This window comes from Streptomyces sp. DG2A-72, from assembly GCF_030499575.1.
Lineage (GTDB): Bacteria > Actinomycetota > Actinomycetes > Streptomycetales > Streptomycetaceae > Streptomyces.
On record NZ_JASTLC010000001.1, the window covers coordinates 1,007,979 to 1,027,009 of the forward strand.

Annotated in this window: 15 protein-coding genes; 6 read left to right on the forward strand and 9 right to left on the reverse strand. The window is 71.7% G+C overall.

Going from position 1 to position 19,031, the window contains the following annotated elements:
• The first annotated feature begins 118 nt into the window (after nt 1-118).
• From QQY66_RS05015 to QQY66_RS05025, 3 genes are all read left to right on the forward strand, one after another.
• Nucleotides 119-595, forward strand: a complete 477-nt coding sequence (locus QQY66_RS05015) for an Lrp/AsnC family transcriptional regulator (protein ID WP_301977825.1) — start codon at nt 119-121, stop codon at nt 593-595.
• Nucleotides 596-1,071: 476 nt separating this feature from the next.
• On the forward strand, nt 1,072-3,891 hold the full coding sequence (locus QQY66_RS05020) for a beta-L-arabinofuranosidase domain-containing protein (RefSeq protein WP_301977826.1): 2,820 nt from the start codon (nt 1,072-1,074) through the stop codon (nt 3,889-3,891).
• A gap of 74 nt (nt 3,892-3,965) precedes the next feature.
• The gene (locus tag QQY66_RS05025) at nt 3,966-4,295 is read left to right on the forward strand and encodes a TfoX/Sxy family protein (RefSeq protein WP_301977827.1); all 330 of its coding nucleotides are present in this window, start codon (nt 3,966-3,968) and stop codon (nt 4,293-4,295) included.
• A gap of 8 nt (nt 4,296-4,303) precedes the next feature.
• Here the strand turns inward: QQY66_RS05025 and QQY66_RS05030 are convergent, their stop codons facing one another.
• Nucleotides 4,304-5,077: a LysR family substrate-binding domain-containing protein gene (locus QQY66_RS05030; protein ID WP_301977828.1), complete on the reverse strand. Its 774-nt coding sequence runs from the start codon at nt 5,075-5,077 to the stop codon at nt 4,304-4,306.
• 58 nt (nt 5,078-5,135) lie between these two features.
• On the opposite strand from QQY66_RS05030, the gene QQY66_RS05035 reads away from it, so the two are divergent.
• Nucleotides 5,136-5,546, forward strand: a complete 411-nt coding sequence (locus tag QQY66_RS05035; RefSeq protein ID WP_301977830.1) for a DUF5997 family protein — start codon at nt 5,136-5,138, stop codon at nt 5,544-5,546.
• Here QQY66_RS05035 and QQY66_RS05040 read toward each other — a convergent pair.
• Genes QQY66_RS05040 through QQY66_RS05055 form a run of 4 tightly spaced genes read right to left on the reverse strand, consistent with a single transcriptional unit; the run spans nt 5,488 to nt 10,334 of the window.
• Nucleotides 5,488-6,663, reverse strand: a complete 1,176-nt coding sequence (locus QQY66_RS05040; RefSeq protein ID WP_301977832.1) for an XdhC family protein — start codon at nt 6,661-6,663, stop codon at nt 5,488-5,490. The genes QQY66_RS05035 and QQY66_RS05040 overlap by 59 nt on opposite strands.
• On the reverse strand, nt 6,656-8,785 hold the full coding sequence (locus tag QQY66_RS05045; RefSeq protein WP_301977835.1) for a xanthine dehydrogenase family protein molybdopterin-binding subunit: 2,130 nt from the start codon (nt 8,783-8,785) through the stop codon (nt 6,656-6,658). The genes QQY66_RS05040 and QQY66_RS05045 overlap by 8 nt, the downstream gene beginning before the upstream one ends.
• Nucleotides 8,782-9,774, reverse strand: coding sequence for a xanthine dehydrogenase family protein subunit M (locus QQY66_RS05050; RefSeq protein WP_301977837.1), 993 nt, complete (start codon nt 9,772-9,774; stop codon nt 8,782-8,784). The genes QQY66_RS05045 and QQY66_RS05050 overlap by 4 nt, the downstream gene beginning before the upstream one ends.
• A complete protein-coding gene (locus QQY66_RS05055; RefSeq protein ID WP_301977839.1) occupies nt 9,771-10,334 on the reverse strand; it encodes a 2Fe-2S iron-sulfur cluster-binding protein in 564 nt (187 codons plus the stop codon). The genes QQY66_RS05050 and QQY66_RS05055 overlap by 4 nt, the downstream gene beginning before the upstream one ends.
• 235 nt (nt 10,335-10,569) lie before the next feature.
• On the opposite strand from QQY66_RS05055, the gene QQY66_RS05060 reads away from it, so the two are divergent.
• Both QQY66_RS05060 and QQY66_RS05065 read left to right on the forward strand, forming a co-directional pair.
• Nucleotides 10,570-11,157, forward strand: a complete 588-nt coding sequence (locus QQY66_RS05060; protein WP_301977842.1) for a TetR/AcrR family transcriptional regulator — start codon at nt 10,570-10,572, stop codon at nt 11,155-11,157.
• A 122-nt stretch (nt 11,158-11,279) separates the two neighbouring features.
• On the forward strand, nt 11,280-14,126 hold the full coding sequence (locus tag QQY66_RS05065; RefSeq protein ID WP_301977845.1) for a SpoIIE family protein phosphatase: 2,847 nt from the start codon (nt 11,280-11,282) through the stop codon (nt 14,124-14,126).
• Nucleotides 14,127-14,148: 22 nt separating this feature from the next.
• On the opposite strand, the gene QQY66_RS05070 is transcribed toward QQY66_RS05065, so the two are convergent.
• The 4 genes from QQY66_RS05070 to QQY66_RS05085 form a co-directional block, all read right to left on the reverse strand.
• Nucleotides 14,149-14,373 carry a heavy-metal-associated domain-containing protein gene (locus QQY66_RS05070; RefSeq protein ID WP_301977847.1) on the reverse strand — a complete coding sequence of 75 codons (225 nt, stop codon included), beginning with the start codon at nt 14,371-14,373 and terminating at the stop codon, nt 14,149-14,151.
• Between the two features lie 101 nt (nt 14,374-14,474).
• Nucleotides 14,475-15,092, reverse strand: a complete 618-nt coding sequence (locus QQY66_RS05075; protein ID WP_301977849.1) for a 2'-5' RNA ligase family protein — start codon at nt 15,090-15,092, stop codon at nt 14,475-14,477.
• Between the two features lie 716 nt (nt 15,093-15,808).
• On the reverse strand, nt 15,809-18,187 hold the full coding sequence (locus tag QQY66_RS05080; RefSeq protein WP_301977851.1) for a glycoside hydrolase family 65 protein: 2,379 nt from the start codon (nt 18,185-18,187) through the stop codon (nt 15,809-15,811).
• The gene (locus QQY66_RS05085) at nt 18,184-18,942 is read right to left on the reverse strand and encodes an HAD family phosphatase (RefSeq protein WP_301977853.1); all 759 of its coding nucleotides are present in this window, start codon (nt 18,940-18,942) and stop codon (nt 18,184-18,186) included. Before QQY66_RS05085 ends, QQY66_RS05080 begins: the two co-directional genes overlap by 4 nt.
• Nucleotides 18,943-19,031: the final 89 nt, after the last annotated feature.

Below are 19,031 nucleotides of genomic sequence, written 5' to 3' on the forward strand. Positions count from 1 at the left end.
CATCAAGGCGCACCCTGGCTCAAGTGGTGCTTGGAATGCTGGACCATTGGCACAGACATATCGGATCCGGCTCATCCATCGACGAGCCAACGGACCAGGGACGAGGAGGCCGAGCGCCATGGCCGTGGACGAGCTCGACACCCGCATCCTGCGGCTGCTGCTGGAGCAACCCCGGACGAGCGTGCGTGAGTACGCCCGTGTCCTCGGCGTTGCCCGCGGGACGTTGCAGGCCCGCCTGGACCGGCTGGAGCGGGACGGCGTGATCACCGGGACCGGCCCCACGCTCTCCCCCGCCGCACTCGGCCATCCGGTGCTGGCGTTCGTGCACATCGAGGTCACACAGGGCCATCTCGACGATGTGGGCGATGCGCTGGCCGCCGTACCGGAGATCGTGGAGGCCTTCTCGATCACGGGCGGCGGGGATCTGCTGACGAGGGTGGTGGCGCGGGACAACGCGCACCTGGAAGACGTGATCCAGAAACTGATCAGCCTGCCGGGCGTCGTCCGCACCCGGAGCGAGGTGGCCCTGCGTGAACGCGTTCCGCACCGGCTGCTGCCGCTGGTCGAGTCGATCGGCCGCGCGGCAGGGAAATGACGGTTGGCATCCTGGACCCATTGCCTGCGCCAGTTCGGCGCCGATGCTGCCGATGAGGTCGCGGAACGGGCCGAGGGGCCGTCGGGTGGCGAGGTCGTCGCACTGGCCCACCAGGACGCGTGCCCCGCCGGGCAGCCGGTCCGGCATCGCCTTGACCAGGCTCGACTTGCCGATCCCGGCCTCCCGAAGACGAGCGCCACGGATCCGGCCCCGTCCGCCGCCTCTTGTGCGGCCGTGGCCAGTAGCGCCGGCTCGGGCTCGCGCACGCGGATCCCCCAGTCCACGGGGCAGACTCTGCCACCCGGGGGCGCCTGCGGCGCGGGCAAGCGTTCCCCCGGTGCCGGGCGCAGGCGGCCGGAACCGAACGCTCCCGACCCGTTGACGCTCACCCGTCCCCTCCCTATCGTCTGGTCGATCACTCGTACGACGTTCGAAATATCGACCCACATCGGCAAGTCGATTCGCGGAGGAGCAACATGGCACCGCCCCTCTCCAGACGATTCCTTCTCCAGGCCGCCGCCCTCGCGGCGACGGCCTCACCGCTCTCCTTCGCGGCCTCCGGCCGGGCCGCCGCCGCACCGGCCACACCCACCGCGGCCGACGCACCCGCCACCTGGACCACGCAGCCCTTCGCGCTCGACGAAGTGCAGCTCGGGCAGGGGGTGTTCGCCGACAAGCGGCAGCTGATGCTGGACCACGCCCGCGGCTACGACGTGAACCGGCTGCTCCAGGTCTTCCGCGCCAACGCCGGGCTCGCCACGGGCGGCGCGGTGGCGCCGGGCGGCTGGGAAGGGCTGGACGGCGAGGCCAACGGCAATCTGCGCGGCCACTACACCGGGCACTTCATGACGATGCTGTCGCAGGCCTTCGCCGGCACCGGTGAGCAGGTCTTCGCCGACAAGATCCGCACGATGGTCGGGGCGTTGACACAGGTGCGCGAGGCGCTGCGCCACGACCCGGTGGTACTCAAGGCGGCCGGGAAGTTCGGCACCGCGGCGGAGAACGTCCGCGGCTCCCACCAGTACGTCGATCTCCCCTCCGCCATCCTCGGCGGTGCCTCCGCGATCACCCTGTCCGCCTGGGTGAAGCCCACCCATGACGGCAACTGGGCCCGGATCTTCGACTTCGGCAACGACACCACGCGCTACCTGTACCTGGCCGCACGCAACGCGAACGGCGTCCCCCGCTTCGCCATCACGACCGGCGGCCCCGGCGGCGAGCAGGGCATCGACGGCACGGCCGCGCTGCCGCTGAACCAGTGGAGCCACCTCGCGGTCACGCTCGCGGGCGGCACCGGCACCCTCTACGTCAACGGCACGGCCGTGGCGCAGAACACGGCGATGACCCTCACGCCGGCCGTACTCGGCACCCTGACCAACAACTGGCTCGGCCGCTCCAACTTCTCCACCGACCCCGTCTTCGCGGGCGCCTTCGACGAGTTCAACGTCTGGTCGCGTGCCCTGACCGCCGCCGAGATCACGCAGTTGCAGAGCAGCCGGGCCGCCGACTCCTCGGCCGGACGCGGCAACCTGGCGTCGTACGCCTTCGACGAGACCACCGGCTCGGCCTTCGCGGACGCCTCCGGCCGCGGGCTGACCGCGACGCTGCGCCGCGCCTGGGGCGCGCCCAGCCATCCCGGGTTCCTGGCGGCGTACCCCGAGACGCAGTTCATCCAGCTGGAGTCGATGACGGCCAGCGACTACACGCGGGTGTGGGCGCCTTACTACACCGCCCACAAGATCCTCCGGGGGCTGCTGGACGCGCACGCCGCGACCGACGACAGCCGGGCGCTGGACCTCGCGTCGGGCATGGGCGACTGGATGTACTCCCGGCTGTCGCAGCTGCCCGAGGCCACCCTGCAACGCATGTGGGGCCTGTTCTCCAGCGGTGAGTTCGGCGGCATCGTCGAGGCGATCGTCGATCTGCACACGCTCACCGGCAAGGCCGAACACCTCGCGCTGGCCCGCCTGTTCGACCTGGACAAGCTCATCGACGCCTGCGCCGCGAACACCGACACCCTCGACGGGCTGCACGCCAACCAGCACATACCGATCTTCACGGGTCTGGTCCGGCTGTACGACGCGACGGGCGAGGCCCGTTACCTCACTGCCGCGAAGAACTTCTGGGGCATGGTCGTACCGGTGCGGATGTACGGCATCGGCGGCACCAGCACCGGAGAGTTCTGGCGGGCCCGGGGCGTGATCGCGGGCACGATCGGCGAGACCACCGCCGAGAGCTGCTGCGCGTACAACATGCTCAAGCTCAGCCGGACGCTGTTCTTCCACGAGCAGGACCCGAAGTACATGGACTACTACGAGCGGGCCCTCTACAACCAGGTGCTCGGCTCCAAGCAGGACAAGGCGGACGCGGAGAAGCCGCTCGTCACGTACTTCATCGGTCTGACGCCCGGCCATGTCCGCGACTACACGCCCAAGCAGGGCACCACCTGCTGCGAGGGCACCGGCATGGAGAGCGCCACCAAGTACCAGGACTCGGTGTACTTCAAGAAGGCCGACGGCAGCGCCCTGTACGTCAACCTCTACAGCCCGTCCACGCTGACGTGGGCGGAGAAGGGCGTCACGGTCGGCCAGACCACCGCCTATCCGAAGGAGCAGGGCAGCACGCTCACCATCGGGGGCGGCAGGGCCTCCTTCGAGTTGCGGCTGCGCGTGCCGTCCTGGGCGGCCCGCGGCTTCCGGGTGACGGTCAACGGCGAAGCGGTCAGCGGTACTCCGACGGCCGGAAGCTATTTCACCGTCTCCCGCACCTGGCGCGGCGGCGACACCGTGCGCGTCACCCTCCCCTTCCGGCTCCGGGTGGAGAAGGCCCTCGACGATCCGTCCCTGCAGACCCTGTTCTACGGCCCGGTGAACCTGGTCGCCCGCAACTCCTCCACCAGCCATCTGCAGTTCGGCCTGTACCGCAACGCCGCGCTCTCCGGTGACCTGCTGCCCACCCTCACCCCGGTCAGCGGCAAGCCGCTCCACTACACCCTCGATGGCACGGAGTTCGCCCCCTTCGCCGAGGGCACCGAGGATCCGACGCACGCCTACTTCCGGCGCTCGGAGCCCAGGGTGGTCTTCGGCACCAGGGACTCCGGCGTCGCGAACCCCGCGAAGACCGACGGCACCACGCTGCTCGACGAGGTCTGGGCCGGGGCTCCGTTCGCCACCAAGGCCGCGCTGGTCGCCCGGGTGCGGTCCTCCGTGAACGCATGGGTGTCGGCGGGCCTGCTCAGCCGGGCGAACGGGCGGACCGTCGTCGCCACGGCGGAAAGGGCGACGTTCGTGTCCTGACAGACGGCGCGCGCCCGCCGCCCCGCGCGGGGATCCTGGAGTCGGCACCGCGGACTCCAGGAACGAGGAACGTCATGGCGTACGACGAAGGACTGGCCGAGCGGATCAGGGCGCACCTGGGCCCGGACCCGGAGGTCACCGAGAAGAAGATGTTCGGCGGCCTAGCCTTCCTGCACCGCGGCAACATGGCCGTCGGGGTGAGCGGCGACGACCTCATGGTCCGGGTCGGCCCGGACGCCGCTGAGGCGGCGCTGGCCCGGCCCGGTACCCGGGTCTTCGACATGACGGGACGGCCGATGCGCGGCTGGATCCTCGTCGACGGCTCCGCGCTGGCGGAGGACGCCGACCTCGGGGCGTGGGTCGATCAGGGACACGCGTTCGCGGCGAGCCTGCCGCCGAAGTGAGCCTCGGGCTACGACCGGCGGCGGGGCTTGCCGCGTTTCGCGCCACCGCCGCCGCGCGTGGGCTTTCCTGTCGTCTTGCCCGGCGCGGGCTTGCGCCGGGCACCGGACGTCTCGGCCCGCTTGGCCTTCGGCTGAGACTGGGGCTGGGGCTGGGGCTGAGCAGCAGGCTGCGTACGTCCCCTCGTGCTGTTGACCGTCCGTCCGCGGACGATCCCGATGAAGTCCTCGACCAGCTCGGTGGTCGCCTCCTCGGGCCACGACAGGACGACGCTCGACTGAGGGGCGTCCACGACGGGCCGGTAGGTCACGTCCCGGCGGTGGTACAGACGGGCGAGCGACTGGGGTACGACGAGCAGGCCCACGCCCGCCGCCACCAGCTCGACGGCGTCCTGCGTGGTGGCGGGGCGCTCGAAGGCGGGCTGCCCGGGCGGGCGCTCCCAGTCGAAGACGTCGTCCAGGGGGTGGAACACCACCTCGTCGGCGAGATCCTCGACGGACACCTCCTCGGCGGCGGTCACCAGATGGTCCTTGGGGACCATGACGACCGTCGTCTCGGTGTAGAGCGGGATCGCGCTGAAGAACGTACGGTCCACGGGGAGCCGTACGAAACCCGCGTCCGCGCCCCCTTCGCGCAAGACGTCGGATGCTTCCGCGGCCGGTACGGCGACCAGGTCGAGCGGGACGTCGGGCAGGCGCTCGTTCCAGATCCGCACCCACTTGGCGGGCGTCACCCCGGGGACGTACGCGAGCCGGAACGAGGGGGAACTTTCCGAGCCTGTCACTCCGCCAGGTTACCCGGCGTGGTCGGAGGTCTCTTGCCCGGTCGTTAGTCTTGACAGCATGAAGTCGCACCAGACCGCCCAGACCATGAAGCCCGCGACCGCGGCGAAGAAGCTGGGTGTGTACCTCGAGGCCACCCCCGCCGAGTTCCAGGAGGGTGTCGTCTCGCGTGCCGAGCTGAACGCGCTCCAGGCCGATCCGCCACAGTGGCTGCAGGACCTGCGCGCAGGCGGCCCGCACCCGCGTCCGGTCGTCGCGGCGAAGCTCGGCGTGTCCATCGCGGGTCTGGGGCGCGGCGGGATCACCGAACCCCTCACCACCGAGCAGATCGAGGCCCTGAAGAGGGACATGCCCGAGTGGCTGGAGAAGGAGCGGGCCACCCAGGCCGAGGTCCGCAAGGAAGCGGCCCGCATCAAGAAGAGGAACACGGAGCGCGCCGCCCGGACCGACCAGTCGCCTCCCTCGCCGTGATCGCCGTGATGGCCGCGGTAGGCACGGCACGGTGAATCGGCGTCCCTGAATCGGTGAGCGGTACACCCGTCCCGCCGCGCCGAGTCGCGACGATCTCCGCTGCGATGGACAGCGCGGTCTCCTCCGGTGTGCGGGCGCCGAGGTCGAGGCCGATGGGTGAGCGCAGCCGGGCCAACTCGCTTTCTGTGAGCCCGACTTCACGCAGTCGCTCTTCCCTGTCCGCATGCGTACGGCGTGAGCCCATCGCGCCGACGTACGCGACCGGCAGTCGCAGTGCCGTCTCCAGCAGCGGTACGTCGAACTTGGCGTCGTGGGTCAGTACGCACAGCACCGTGCGCTCGTCGGTCTCCGTGTGCCGGAGGTAGCTGTCCGGCCACTCGACCACGATCTCGTCCGCCTCGGGGAAGCGGGCGCGGGTGGCGAAGACGGGGCGGGCGTCGCACACGGTGACGTGGTAGCCGAGGAACTTGCCGGTGCGGGCGAGGGCGGCGGCGAAGTCGATCGCGCCGAAGATGATCATGCGGGGTGGTGGGGTGTGGGTCTCTATGAAGAGGGTGAGGCCGTCGAGTTCGACAGTGCGGGTGCCTTCGGCGGTCAGGGGGGTGAGGGGCTCGGTGGGGAAGGTTGTGGGTCGGCTGCGGGCCGTCTGGGGCTGGTCGCGCAGTTCCCCGCGCCCCTTAGGTAGCTCCAGCACAGCCGTGCCCAGAAGTCCCGCCGGTCCACTTATCACCCGGGCCAGCGCCGTTGGCTCTCCTTGCGCTGCCTGCGACAGTGCCGCCTCGTACACCTCCCGGTCAGGGGTGTCCCGTGTCACCGGCGTGACCAAGACCTCGATCACCCCGCCGCACGTCAGCCCCACCGCGAACGCGTCCTCGTCGCTGTAGCCGAAGCGTTCGACGACTGTCTCGCCGTTCTCGAGGGCCTGGACGCACAGGTCGTACACAGCGCCCTCCACGCAGCCGCCGGACACCGAGCCGATGGCCGTGCCGGTGGTGTCGACGGCGAGGGCGGCGCCGGGTGGGCGGGGGGCGCTGCCGCCGACGGAGACGACGGTGGCGACGGCGAAGTCGCGGCCCTCCTCGGTCCATTTGGCCAGCTCGGCGGCGAGGTCAAGCATGTCGGCCTGCCTGGAGGACCCGGTCGGGGCGGATCGGGAGACTGCGGTGGCGTACGCCGGTCGCGTGCCAGACCGCGTTGGCGACGGCAGCGGCGGCGCCCACGATGCCGATCTCGCCGATGCCCTTGATGCCGATGGGGTCGTCGGCGTCCCGTTCCTCCTGCAGCCAGTCGGCCTCGATGAGCGGTACGTCGGCGTTGGCGGCGAAGTGGTAGCCCGCGAGGTCGGCGCCGACGTGGGCGCCCGAGGCCGGGTCACGGACCGCCTCTTCGTGCAGGGCCATGGAGATACCCCAGGTCATCCCGCCGACGAACTGGTTGCGGGCGGTCAGCGGGTTGACGATCCGGCCCGCCGCGAAGATGCCGAGCATACGGCGGACGCGTACCTCGCCGGTGGTGACGTCGACGGCGGCCTCGGCGAAGTGAGCGCCGTAGGAGTGCCGTTCCTTCTGCGACAGGGCGGCGATGGCCGCCGAGGTGTCCGAGCGGACGGTGATGCCGTCCGGCGGGACGGCGGCACCCGGGACGAGTCGCTCGCGCAGTTCGTCCGCCGCCGCGGTGATCGCCCAGGCCCAGGAGCTGGTGCCCATCGAGCCGCCCGCGATCATCGCCGGTCCGAAGTCGCTGTCGCCGATCAGGACGCGGACGCGGTCCGGAGTCACCTGGAGCGCGTCCGCCGCGATCAGGGTGAGGGCGGTCCGTGCGCCGGTGCCGATGTCCGACGCGGAGATCCGGACGGTGAAGGTGCCGTCCGCCTCCGCCGTCATCGCCGCCGTGGAGGGGAAGGCGCCCGCGTGGAAGGTGGCCGCGGCCGTGCCGGTGCCGAGCAGCCACCGGCCGTCGCGGCGCAGGCCGGGGCGGGGGTCGCGGTCGGCCCAGCCGAACCTGCGGGCGCCTTCCCGGAAGCAGTCGAGCAGGAGCCGGCGGCCGGCGAAGGGCAGCCCGGACACGGGACCCGTCTCGGGTTCGTTGCGGGCGCGCAGGTCGATCGGGTCGACGCCGCACTTCTCGGCCAGTTCGTCGAGCGCCGACTCCAGCGCGAACGACCCCGGTGCCTCACCCGGCGCGCGCATCCAGGTCGGGGTCGGCACGTCGAGCCGTACGATCCGGTGGGCCGTGTGGTGGGCGTCGGCGTCGTACAGCACCCGGCCCGGCAGGGCGCTGGGCTCCAGGAACTCGTGCACCGTCGAGGAGAGGTTGAGAGCTTGGTGCTCCAGTGCGCGCAGGCGTCCGTCGGGGTCGGCGCCGAGCCTGATGCGCTGGGCCGTGGGGCTGCGGTAGCCGACCAGCGAGAACATCTGCCGGCGGGTCAGGACGACGCGGACCGGGCGCTGGAGGACGGTCGCGGCCATGACGGCGGCCACCTGGTGGGCGCGGACGCCCTTGGATCCGAAGCCGCCGCCGATGTGTTCGGAGCGCACGCGCACCGAGGCCGGGTCGAGCGAGAACAGGCTCGCGAGTTCGCCCTGCACCCAGATGCTGCCCTGGTTGGAGTCGACGACTTCGAGACGGCCGCCGTCCCAGTGGGCGGTGGCCGCGTGCGGCTCCATCGGGCTGTGGTGTTCCTCGGGCGTGGTGTACTCGGCGTCCACGACGACGGCGGACCGGGCGAGTTCGCCCTCCAGGTCGCCCTTCGCGGTCACGGCCGGGGCGACGGCCGTGTCCGCCGCCGTGTAGGCGTCCGGACGCCCGTCGGAGAACGCGACGTCGTGCGGCTCCTGGTCGTAGTGCACCACGAGCGCCTCGGCGGCCTCCCGCGCCTGCTCGGAGGTCCGGGCGACGACCAGCGCCACGGGCCAGCCCGCGTGCGGCACCCGGTCGTGCTGGAAGAGCGCGACGGACGGGTCGGGTTTCATCCCCATGAGCCCCGCGTAGTCGGTCTCGACGTGCAGGGCGTTCCCGTGGTGCAGGACGGTGAGGACGCCGGGCATCGCCAGGACGGCGTCGGTGTCCATCGCACGGATGCGGCCGCGGGCGACCGTGGACAACACCAGCCAGCCGTGGGCCAGTTCGGCGAAGGGGATCTCTCCTGCGTAGCGGGCGGCGCCAGTGACCTTGTCGCGTCCCTCCACGCGCGTGTGCGCGGTGCCGACGAAGCCTTTCAGGGGGGTGACGGTGGTCATCGGGCGGTCTCCTGGGCGAGTTCGGTCAGCACGGCCACCATGAGGTTGCGCATGAGGGTCACCTTGTATCCGTTGTGGGGCAGGGGCCGGGCCGCGGCCAGTTCGGCGTCCGCGGCGGCCTCGAAGGTGCGGGCGTCGGCCGGTGCGCCCGTCAGCACCCGCTCGGCCTCCCGGGCCCGCCACGGCCGCGACGCGACCGCTCCCAGAGCCAGCCGCGTCTCCCGTACGACTCCTGCCTCGACGTCGAGCGCGGCGGCGACCGAGCCGATCGCGAACGCGTACGAGGCACGCTCGCGCACCTTGCGGTAGCGGGAGTGGGCCGCGACCGGCGCGGGCGGCAGGGTGACGCCGGTGATCAGGGCGCCCTGCGGCAGGGCGGTCTCCAGGTGCGGGGTGTCACCGACCGGCAGATAGAAGTCGCTGAGCGGCAACTCCCCGGGCCCATCGGCGGTTTCGTACGACACGACCGCGTCGAAGGCGGCGAGCGCCACGCCCATGTCCGACGGGTGTACGGCCACGCAGTGGTCGGAGGCGCCGAGGATCGCCGCGTTGTGGTGCTCGCCCTCGATCGCGGGGCAACCGCTGCCGGGGACACGCTTGTTGCAGGGCCGGCTCACGTCGGCGAAATAGCCGCAGCGGGTGCGCTGGAGGAGATTTCCGCCGACCGTGGCCATGTTGCGCAGCTGCCCGGACGCGCCGGCCAGCACCGCCTGCGTCAACGCCGGATAGCGGCGCCGGACTTCGGGGTGGGCGGCCAGGTCGCTGTTGGTGACGGTCGCGCCGATCCGCAGGGCGCCGTCGCTCGTCGACTCGATGCGGTCCAGGGGCAGTTCACGGACGTCGACGAGCCGGGCGGGCCGCTCGACGCCGGTCTTCATCAGGTCGACGAGGTTGGTGCCGCCGCCGAGGAAACGCGCCTGAGGGTCGGCGTCGAGCAGCGCGACGGCGCCGGAGACGTCGAGGACGCGCTGATAGCCGAACTCCCTCATGCCGCCGCCTCCGTCGTCTCGGTGCGAGCCTCGGCCGCCTGGGCGACCGCCTGCACGATCGACACATACGCTCCGCAGCGGCACAGGTTGCCGCTCATCCGCTCGCGGATCTCGTCGGCGGTCAGTGGCGGCGGTCCCGCCTCGGGCCTTACGTCGTCGGTGGCGGCGCTCGGCCACCCCGCCGCGTGTTCCTCGATCACCGCGACGGCCGAACAGATCTGGCCCGGCGTGCAGTAGCCGCACTGGTAGCCGTCGAGGTCGAGGAAGGCCTGCTGCACCGGGTGCAGCCGTTCGCCGTCGGCCAGGCCTTCGACGGTGGTGATCTCACGCCCCTCGACGGCCACCGCCAGCTGCAGACAGGAAACGGCTCGACGGCCGTCGGTCAGGACCGTGCAGGCACCGCATTGGCCCTGGTCACAGCCCTTCTTCGTGCCGGTGAGATCGAGGCGCTCACGCAGCGCGTCGAGCAGGGTGGTGCGGTGGTCGACGGAGAGCGTGTGTTTCTCGCCGTTGATGTTCAGGGTGATGGCGCTATACGTCGATGCGGGGGCTGGGGCCATGATCAGCCTTCTTTCACAGCTCCGGAGTGCGCCGAGAAGGCGGTCCGGCAGGCAGGCGTATAGGAAAATCCGGGGTGTCGGGAGGCAGAAGAGGCAGCGCAGCACGTGGCTGGATCGGTTCGGCCGCGGCTATGGTGGGATCCAACCGGACAGCTGTCCGCTATCAGGAAACGTACCGGACACCTGTCCGCTTAGCAAGGCCGGGCTCCTTGGCGAGCCCGCGAGGAGGCCACGGGTGAAGGAGAAGAAGGGCGCGCCGCTGCGCTCGGACGCGCAGCGCAATCGCGAGCGCATCCTGGAAGTGGCGCTCGTCGAGCTGACCCGCTCCGCCGATGCCCCGCTCAGCGCGATCGCCAAGAAGGCGGGCGTCGGACAGGGCACGTTCTACCGGAACTTCCCCAACCGCGAGGCGCTCGTCCTGGAGATCTACCGCCACGAGATGCAGCAGGTCGCCGACTGCGCACACCAGTTGCTCGAGACACGGGAACCCGACCGGGCGCTGCGGGACTGGATGGACCGGCTCGCTCAGTTCGCCATGGCCAAGGTCGGTCTGGCGGACGCGATCCGCCAGGCCACGAGTGCGCCCGGCGCCGCGGCGAAGCCCGATCACACCCCGGTGACCTCCGCGGCCGAACTCCTGCTCCGCGCCGCCGAGAAGTCCGGCACCATCCGCCCCGGCGTCACCGCGGACGACTTCATCCTCGCCATCTCCGGCCTGTTCGCGATGGACCCCCACAGCGACTGGGAGGCACGCGCCGCCCGCCTCTTCGACCTGGTCATGGACGGACTGCGGGTGGGAGCGCCGGGACCGAAGGCCGGCTGAACAGGGCGCGACAGAGGCGATGTTGGCGTGCCCCGCCGGTCGAGCGGCCCGTCAGAATCGGGACACATCAGTGCATGACGAGAATTTTGCACTCTGCGTATATTGAGGGTATGCACGGGCGGATGGCCATACTCCGCGCCATCGACGACGACGTGGCCGTGACAGAGGCGCTGCGTCTCGCCCTGGAGCACGCTGTCGCCGAGCTCGGCGGGGTCGGCGGCCTGATCCACGTGGGCGGGCCCGAGGGCCTGCGCGGACTGCATCTGCTGGTGAGCAGCGGGCTGCCCCCGGCACTGACCGAACCCTGGGAGCGCGTCCCGGACACCGGGGACCTGCCCCCGGCGCGTGCCGTGCGCGAGGGGACACGCTGCTGGCTGCCCGCCGAACCCGCCCCCGACGTCGGCGGACGGCCCGGCGCGGACCGCGGTGTGGCCACCGTTCCGCTGCCCGGACCGGACGGACCGCTCGGCGCGCTCACCGTCCTGACCGCCGTACACCATGCCCCCCGCCCCACCCAGTGGACCCTCCTGCACGCCATCGCCGCCTGGGTCGCCGGACGGCTGGACCGTCCCCTGCTGCTGCCCAAGGAGCCCTCACCGCGTGAGCGGCAGCCCGGAGCCCTGCTGCGACAGGCGCTCGATGCCGTGCACGTCGGCTCCTGGGAGTGGACCATGACCACCGAGGAGGTCGATCTGGACCAGGCCGGACTGACCGTGCTCGGCTTCGAACCGGGCGAATTCGACGGACGGGCCGAGACCTGGATGAACCTCGTCCACCCCGACGACCGGCCGCTCGTGACCGCCGAGGTCGCCAAGGCGCTGCGCGAGCGGACCTCCTACGGCACCGAGTACCGGGTGCAGCGCCCGGACGGCACGATCGGCTGGGTCCAGGTCCGTGGCCGGGTGAAGCTGGCGGACACCGGACAACCGGTCGGCATGGTCGGCACCGTATGGGACACCACCGAGTCCCGCAGCGCCCGCGACGCGATCAGCCGCGCCCTGCGGCACATGAGCGACGGCTTCCTCACCCTCGACCACCAGTGGCGGATCACCTTCCTGAATGAGGAGGCCGAGCGGGTCCTCGGCGCCGGGCAGGAGCTGATCGGCCGACTGGTGTGGGACCTCACCGCACTGCGGGTTCCCGGGCTGCGGGCGCTGTGCGAGGAGGCGGTCGCAAGGTCCACGCCCTCAGGTCTCGACCTGCTGGCCCCCGGCACCGGGCGCTGGTGCCATCTGCGGCTGGTCCCGCTCCCCGACGGCCTCGCCTTCTTCCTCACCGACATCCACGAAAAGCGCGTACGGGAGACCGAACGTGAGGCCGCCGCCCGCGCCCAGGCCGACCGCGCCGCCCGCATCGGCGAACTGACGGCGGCGCTCGCCAAGGCGATCAGCTCGCAGGACGTCGTGGACGCGGTCGCCCGCCATGTGCTGCCGCCGTTCGGCGCGGCCGGGCTGATGATGCAGGTCATCGAGGACGAGCGGACCCGGGTCGTCGGCAGCGTCGGCTACTCCCAGGAGTTCATCGACCTGGTCGACCACCTTCCCGTTACGGGACGCAGCGCGGTCACGGACGCGCTCTTCAGCCGCACTCCGCAGTTCTTCTCCTCCCCGCAGGAGTACGCGGCCCGCTACCCGGCACTGGCCGGGCAGCCCGCGGCGGGTTCCAAGGCGGCCTGGGCGTTCCTGCCGCTGATCGCCTCGGACCACCCGGTCGGGGTGTGCGTGATCTCCTTCGAGCAGCCACGCCGCTTCACCGGCGAGGAACGCACGCTGCTGGTCGCGATCAGCGGCCTGGTCGCCCACGCCCTGGAGCGGGCCCGCCTCTTCGACGCCGAGCACATCCGCGCCCAGGAACTGCAGCGCGGTCTGCTCCCCCGGACGCTGCCGCCGCTGCCCGCGTGCACGTCCGCGGCGCGCTATCTGCCGGCCCGGCAGGGCATGGACGTGGGCGGCGACTGGTACGACATCATCCCGCTCTCCGGCGACCGGGTCGCCCTCGTCATCGGCGACGTGATGGGCCACGGACTGCCCCAGGCGGCCACCATGGGACGGCTGCGCACCGCCGTCCACACGCTGGCGGATCTGGAACTGCCGCCCGACGAGATCCTGGCCCACCTCAACGACGTCGTCTCCGAACTCGGCGACGACTCCTACGCCACCTGCCTGTACGGGGTGTACGACCCGACGACCGGCGTGTGCGCCTTCGGCTGCGCCGGGCATCCGCCGCCCGCCGTCGTGCGGCCGGACGACACGGTCGAGTTCCCGGCGGTGGCCTCGGATCCCCCGCTGGGCGCCGCCGACCCGCCCTTCGAGAGCGTCGAGGTCGCCCTGCCGGAGGACTCCGTGCTCGTGCTGTACACCGACGGCCTGATCGAGTCCGCCAGCCGGGACATCGACGCGGGCATGGCCCATCTCGCGCGGCTGCTCGGCGGGGCCGACGCGGACGACCTCGACCGGCTCTGCGAGCGGCTCACCTCGGGTCTGGTCCCGGCACAGCAGCAGTCCGCCGACGACGCGGCCCTGCTGGTGGTGCGGGTGCACCGGCTGCCGCCCGAAGCGGTCGCCGTGTGGCCGCTGACCGCGGAGCCACAGGCGGCCGGCGAGGCACGCAAGCTGGTCCGGGCGCAGCTGTCCGAGTGGGGCCTGGACGATCTGGCGATGACGACGGAACTGCTGGTCAGCGAACTGGTGGGCAACGTCGTACGGCATGCCAAGGGCCCGGTCGTGCTCCGTCTGCTGCGCAGCCGCACCCTGATCTGCGAGGTCTCCGACGGCAGCCTCACCACCCCCCGGATCCGCCGGGCGTCCGAAACGGACGAGGGCGGCCGGGGCCTGCAACTGGTCGCGGCCCTCTCCCAGCGGTGGGGCGCCCGCTACACCGGGACCGGCAAGTGCATCTGGACCGAACAGGCACTGACCGGCCCCGACTCCCCCGCCGCCCTGCTGACCTTCTTCGACCAGGTGGCATGAGAGGCGGCACGCGCCACCACGCTCAGGCCGCGGCGGCCCGTGCGCCCCGCGCCACGTCGAAGCCCGCCTCGACGATCGCGCTGCGCACCGCGTCCTCGCCGAACTGCTCCCCTCGTACGATCACCCGGCCGACCCGCACATCGACGTCGACCTCGGTGACGCCGGGTACCGCCACCACCTCTTCGGTGACGCTCGCCGCGCAGTGGCCGCAGCTCATGCCGATGACGGTGTACTGCTTCTCGGCCATGGCAGGTACTCCTGTCGTCCGGGATCGGTGTGCCCTGAGGTACGCGACCGGGACGGGTGATGTTCAACGCCCTTACGGAGAAGGCCGGTTGAGGACGGCCCTCACCCCGCACCGCCCAGCGGCACGAACGCCAGCTCCTGCCAGCGGATCTCGTGCTGCTTGCGGTCCTGGACAGCCTCCACGAGCCGTGCGCCGTCCACGGTCAGCGTGGCCCGCCGGCCCGAGGCGCTGCGCAGCCTGCTCTGCAGGAGCCGCGAGTCGCCGAGTGCGGTGCCGTAGGCGAGCGAGATCCTCGGGCGTTCGTCCTCGTAGTCGTCGGCATCCTCGCCGAACACCTCCACGACGGCGTCCCTGGCCTGGTGCCGCAGCTCCTGGAACTCGTCCTCGGGAGCGATGTCGAGCAGGACACCGCACCGGCCGGCCACCGCCGTGCCCACCGTCACCGTGAAGGGGGGCACCGCGCCGAGCCGTTCCCGCAACCGGCCTTCGAACAGGGCGAGTTCCGGTCCGGTCACCTCGCTCGCGGGCCGGTCGTCGACGACGGCCAGCGTCTCGTGCAGCCACTCGTCCTTGACCGGCGAGACGAACCCGAACCGGGCGAGGACCGGGCGATAGTTGTCGGTCACCGGTTTGATCTCGGGGAGCCGCGGGACGAAGTCCACCCTGAGCTTGGTCCACCCGTCGGGCCAGAGCCTCGCCCCCCTGAGATACCGGTCCATGAAACTCCCTCTCATCCAGCCGAGTCGACGCCTTTCGTACCGCCCACCCGGTGCCGCGATCGACCACGCCCGGGTACGGCTCACGGCAGTCTGCCGCACCCGGGGCTTCGGTGGGTAACCGCCGCAGTACCGGGAGTCGTCACCGAATGCCCCCCGGTTGACCGGAACTTGGTGCTTGAGCACACCGAGCCCCAGCGCGCTCGCGCAGGTCAGCAGGGTTTCGCCAGTGGCAGCGACTCGGGCGGAGAGGTCAGCCGTCCGCGATACGACGCGAGTTGACGTCGCGGGAGTCGCGGATCAGGCGTGTACACCCGTCGGCCACGTCCGGTACCTTGACCTCCTGAATCGGGTCTGCCGACGCGCCGGTGGCTGGGTAGCGCCTGCCGTACACCTGTGCCGCCTCGCCAACTTCGCCGCTTGGCGGCCCTGTCGGGGGCGACTCAGGCACACGCGCGTGGGTGGCGGTGACGGCCGCGCCGGTGGGCCCGGGTGCTCTTCGGAGCAGCGGCGGAAGCAGCGGCTGCCGTGGCACCTCTCCCTGCGCACCCGCCATGTCTGGTTCTCCGCGGCGCTTTTCGCCGCTATGGCGCTGCTCTTCGTCGGTGCCCGACCGGTCTCGCTGCCCGCCGCCGTCGCGGTGGCGAGCATGACGGTGGCGCCGTACATGATCACCCTGTACGCCCCGACCGAGGGTCTCGCCCCCGCAGAACGTGACATCACCCCGGCAGCACCAGCCGACGCATCTCGCCCGGCTGGACGGACACCGTGCGGTCCGGCAGGCGGACGTCGATCGGGTCGCGGTCGGACGGGGGCACCGTGATCTCCAGCCGCTCGTGTTCCAGCCGTAGCCGGATGCCCCAGTGGCCCTGGTAGTGGATGGCGAAGCCGTACGAGGACAGCTCCGGCAGCGGCACCGGGTCGAGGCACAGCGCCCCGCCACGGGTCTCCAGTCCGGTCAGTCCGCGCTGGACGAGGTCGAGGGTGCCGGCCATGGCGCCGAGGTGGATGCCCTCGCCGGTGGTGCCGCCCTGCAGGTCGGCGATGTCGCCGCGCAGCGCCTCCTGGCAGAACATCCAGGCCTCCGCGCGCCGGGCCCGGGCCAGCACCCAGCCGTGGACCAGGCCGCTGAGGGTCGACCCGTGGCTGGTGCGCCGCAGGTAGTAGTCGACCGTGCGCCGCCAGGTGTCCTGGTCCAGCCGGTGGCCCAACCGGCTGAAGATTCCTTGGAGTTCGGCCGGTGAGAAGAGGTACCCGAGCATCAGCACATCGGCCTGCTTGGACGCCTGGTAGCGGTTGACGGTGTCGCCCTCCGCCTCCAGGATCCGGTCCAGGCGCCGGATGTCGCCGTAGCGCTTGCGGTAGCCGTCCCAGTCGAGTTCGGCGAGGTCGCCGTAGCCCTCGAACTGGCTGATGACACCCCGGTGGAAGGGCACATGGAGGGTGCGCGACACCTCCTCCCACTGCTCCCTCTCGCCGCCGTCCAGGCCGGTGCGTTCGAGGAGTTCACGGCGGCGGGGTTCGGGCAGGGCACGCAGCACCTCCAGGGTGCGGGTGAGCACCCATGCGGCGGTGACGTTGGTGTACGCGTTGTCGTCGAGGCCGGGCCGCTTCGCGTCGGGGTAGGCGTCGTGGTACTCGTCGGGCCCGACCACGCCCCGGATGCGATACCGGCCCAGGCCCTCGTCGTACACGGCCGAGTCCGCCCAGTAGCGGGCGATCTGCAGCAGCATCTCGGCGCCCTTGGTGTGCAGGAACTCGGCGTCGCCGCTCGCCTCGCAGTACTGCCACACGTTGTACGCGATCGCCGAGCCGACGTGGTGCTGAAGGCGGGAGTGGTCCGGCAGCCAGCGCCCCGAGCGCGGGTTGAGGTGCAGTTCCTGGGTCTCCTCCCGCCCGTTGCTGCCGCTCTGCCACGGATAGAGCGCACCGCGCCGCCCGGTCGCGCGGGCGGCGGCACGGGCCTGGTCCATGCGCCGGTGGCGGTAGCCGAGCAGGGCCCGGGACACCTCCGGGAAGTGCAGGTTCAGATACGGCAGCACGAACAGCTCGTCCCAGAAGACGTGCCCCCGGTACGCCTCACCGTGCAGTCCCCGGGCGGGCACGCCCACGTCCAGGTCGGCGGTGTGCGGCGAGAGGGTCTGCAGGACGTGGAAGAGGTGCAGCCGGAGAATGCGGCCCGCGGCCCCGGGGACGTCGATCTCGGCCCGCCGCCACAGCTGGTCCCAGGCCGTGCGGTGGGTCTTCAGCAGGTCGTCGAAGCCGGAGGCCGCGTCCACCCGGTCGACAGCGGCGTCCAGCGGATCGCTGATCGCGGGGTCGCGGGAGGTGTGCAGGGCGACCGTCTTGTCCACGGTGGCGGTACGGCCGGGAATCAGGTCGAGGCGGATCCGCTGGACGGCTCGGGAGACCTCCAGCCGCTCGGTCACCGGGACGTCGGCGGTCAGGCGGGCCGCCATGCCGATCCGGATGTCCGAGGTACGGGTCCGGCAGCGCAGCCAGACCCTGTCGGGTGCGGAACTCCCGGTGTGCACATGGGTCAGATGGTGGCCGTCCAGATCGCGGTAGCGCGTGACCCCGGAGTTGGTGACGCCCCCGTCGAGCGCCGCCTCGACGTCGAGGGCACCGGCGAAGCCTTCGGCGGTGAACTCGGTGCGCAGGACCGCCAGATGGGGGTCGGCCATGTCCACGAACCGCTGCTGCCGTACGAACAGGGTCTTGCCCTCCGCCAGCGTGTACCGCGTCAGCCGCTCCAGCAGCCCCGAGTCGAGGTGCAGCACCTGTCGGTGGTCGAGGACCGTCGCCGTGTCGGGTGCGAGCCACCGCCCGCCGGGGCGGCGGAAGCGCAGCGACAGCCAGTTCGGCAGGTTGACCATGTCCTCGTTCTCGACGCGGCGCCCCGCGACGTCCGAGGTGAGCCGGTTGTAGCAGCCGGCCACATACGTGCCCGGGTAGTGCACCTCGTCGGCCGTGCACTCCGGGAACGCGCCACGGGTGGCGAAGTATCCGTTGCCCAGCGTGCACAGCGACTCCCTGAGCCGTTCGTCCGCTGCTTCGTAGCCGTCGTACTCCCAGGTCCAGGACGTCGCTGCCGTCACCGCGGTGCTCCTTCCACGAGCAGTTCTGCCAGATCTCGTACGACGATGTCGGCGCCGTGCCGCAGCAGTCTCGCGCCGGTGTCCGCACCGGCGGCCCGGTCCACGCCGACGACGAGTGCGAACGCACCCCGACGCCCCGCTTCCACCCCGGCCAGCGCGTCCTCCACGACAGCGGTGTGCCCGGCGGGGACGCCGAGCCGGCGGGCCGCCTCCAGGAAGAGGTCGGGCTCGGGTTTGCCGGCGAGCCCCAGCCGGGCCGCCTCACCGCCGTCCACCAGGGCGTCGAAGAGGTCCCGGACTCCGGCCCGGGTGAGCAGTTCACCCGCGTGCCGGGACGCCGAGGCCGCCGCCACGGGTACCCCGGCCTCGCGCAGGGCACGCACCAGCCGGACCGTCCCGGGGTAGGCGTCGACACCGTGGGTGCGCAGCCGCTCGGTGAAGAGGCGCTCCTTGTCCGCGGCGACGGCCTGTACGGTCCCGTCGGATGTGTCGAGCCCGCGGGAGGCGAGGAAGGCGGCGGCACCGTCGAGTCGGGACTTGCCGTCCACGTGCCGCAGGTAGTCGTCCCGGGGATCGAAGGGGCGCCGCTGGTCCGGGTCCTCGGGCGGGTGCTGACGCAGGTAGGCGTCGAAGGCGGTCCGCCAGGCGGCGGCGTGCACCCGGGCCGAGTCGGTGATCACTCCGTCCGTGTCGAAGACGACGGCCCGCACGTCCCGCAGTGCGGGTGCGAGCGCGGGGTGGGTCGGGTCGGTCATGGCGGCTCCTGAGGCGGTGGCTCCCCTGCCGGTCCGCACATGCCCCCCGAAACCAGTGTGCGGTTCTGCGCAGTGGGCACACGGTGGGC